The sequence below is a fragment of the Mesorhizobium sp. genome, from assembly GCF_004962925.1.
In the GTDB taxonomy this organism is placed as follows: domain Bacteria; phylum Pseudomonadota; class Alphaproteobacteria; order Rhizobiales; family Rhizobiaceae; genus Mesorhizobium.
Genome location: NZ_SUEO01000144.1, coordinates 1 through 2,243 on the forward strand (window position 1 = coordinate 1; position 2,243 = coordinate 2,243).

General features: G+C 59.4%; 1 protein-coding gene. It reads right to left on the reverse strand.

Annotated elements, in window-relative coordinates:
• Positions 1-149: 149 nt before the first annotated feature.
• Positions 150-1,742 carry an ABC transporter substrate-binding protein gene (locus E5W87_RS24210; RefSeq protein ID WP_292403238.1) on the reverse strand — a complete coding sequence of 531 codons (1,593 nt, stop codon included), beginning with the start codon at positions 1,740-1,742 and terminating at the stop codon, positions 150-152.
• Between the last annotated feature and the right edge of the window lie 501 nt (positions 1,743-2,243).

A 2,243-nucleotide genomic window follows, 5' to 3' on the forward strand; every position in this document is an offset into this window, starting at 1 on the left:
GCAGAAGCCGGACGAAAGCGAACGCCGCCAGCGATATGCCGAACACGGTCGGGATGATTAAGGCGAGCTTGTGGAGGAGATAACGGAGCATCTTACTTCATAGAACGGCGGCGCTGGAAGTCCAGCGCCGCCGCCCAATTTCTCAGGAGTTACTCGGTGACGTCGACGCCGTCAAACCGGTGAATGCCGAGCGGATCCATGACGAAGCCCGAAACCTTCTTGTTCATCGGCATGAAGACCTTGGAATGGGCGATGGTCAGCCACGGGGCCTCACGCTTGAACACGACCTGAGCTTCCTCGTAGATCTTGGTGCGCTCGGCGACATCAGTGGTCGCCTTGCCCTTCTGCAACAGGCCTTCGAACTCCTGGTTGCACCAGATCGCATAGTTGGACTGGCCGATGGCATCGCAGCCGAGCAGGAACAGGAAGTTGTCCGGATCGCCATTGTCGCCGGTCCAGCCGAGCTGGAAAGCGCCGTCGCGGTCCTTCTGCTTGCCGCGTTCGCGATACTCGGTCCATTCGTAGCTGACGATCTCGGCCTTGACGCCGATCTTGGCGTAGTCGGCCTGGATCAGTTCCGCGACCCTTTGGGCGTTCGGATTGTACGGGCGGCTGACCGGCATTGCCCAGATCTTCATCGACAGATCCTTGACGCCGGCGTCGGCCAGCATCTTCTTGGCCGCGTCCGGATCGTACGGATCGTCCTTGATGTCCTTGTTATAGGACCACATGGTCGGTGGGATCGGGTTGATGGCCGCCTGGCCAGCGCCCTGATAGACCGCATCGAGAATGGCCTGCTTGTTGACGGCCATGTTGAGGGCCTTGCGGACCTCGACCTTGTCGAAGGGCGGCAGCGTCGTGTTGTAGGCCATGTAGCCGATGTTCAGGCCTTCCTGCTCGTCAACCTTGAGGTTCGCGTCAGCCTGCAGGCCGGCGATGTCGGCCGGCGCCGGGTACGACATGATATCGCATTCGCCTGCCTTCAGCTTCTGCGCGCGCACGGCCGGATCGGTCGTGATGGCGAAGATCAAATCGTCGATCTTCTGGCGGCCGCCAAAGTAGCCGTCCCATGCCGCATAGCGCACGACCGCATCGACCTGGTAGTCGACGAACTGGAACGGACCGGTGCCGATCGGCTTCTGGGTGAACTGCTGCCTGGTGCCGGCCTTGTCGAGCTGGTCGGCATATTCCTTGGAGACGATCGATGCGAAATCCATGCCGAGGTCCGGCAGGAAAGCGACTTCAGGCTTGTTCAGCACGAACTTCACCGTCAGGTCGTCAACCTTGACGATTTCCTTGAGAAGGTCCGGGAAGCCCATGCCGGTGAAATATTCCCAGCCCGTGCCTTCCAGATAGCTGAACCACGGGCTTTCCTTCTTCCACTGGCGTTCGAAGGAGAAGATCACGTCGTCGGCATTGAGGTCGCGCGTCGGCGTGAAATAGTCGGTGGTCTGGAACTTCACGCCGGGCCGAAGCTTGAACGTGTATTCGAGACCGTCGTCGGAAACCGTCCAGCTCTCGGCGAGACCGGGCGCGATGGTGGTCTTGCCGTGTTCGAACTCGACCAGGCGCGAATAGATGGTGCGCGACGACGCGTCGAAGTCGTTGCCACCGCTCCACGGCGATGGGTCGAAGCCGGCCGGCGACGCCTCCGAGCAGTAGACCAATTGCTTCGCATTGGCCACGCCGCCGAGGACGCTTGCGGCCAGCAACGCGGCCGCAAAAGTCAGTTTCTTTTTCATGGAGGACTCCCTGATGTTCTTCCAAGCCCCTCTATCAGGCTCGCGAAGCGCGCATATAAGCACCGTTTTTCCGGCTTTGGAACACCCAGCTTGCCTACCCCATGGGAAGCAGAATTTAATTCTGCACTTCCGCTAAAAACGAGAATGAAATGTCACTTTCTGCCGATCACGGTATTATTAACGACTGCATTTTTTTATTATCTTCAACGCGACCGATAGCGAGGAACCGCGACCTTCGGCCTGTCATTGGCGCGGAAGGTTTTCTTTGCCATCTTGCCGCAGGGGCAGACTTGCACGGTTGCCGATAGTCGCAATACATAGATGGCATGTTGGATTTCCTGGATGCCGGCGGCAGCGGAGGGACGTCTCTGTCATTCGGAGACGACGCGGCGGGCAAGCAGAGACAATAAGAACAACCGGGAGGGACAGGTGGCAAAAACACCAAGGACGACGGCACCAGCGAAAGCGGCCAAAGCTGCCGCAAAACCGGCCGGCCCCGAC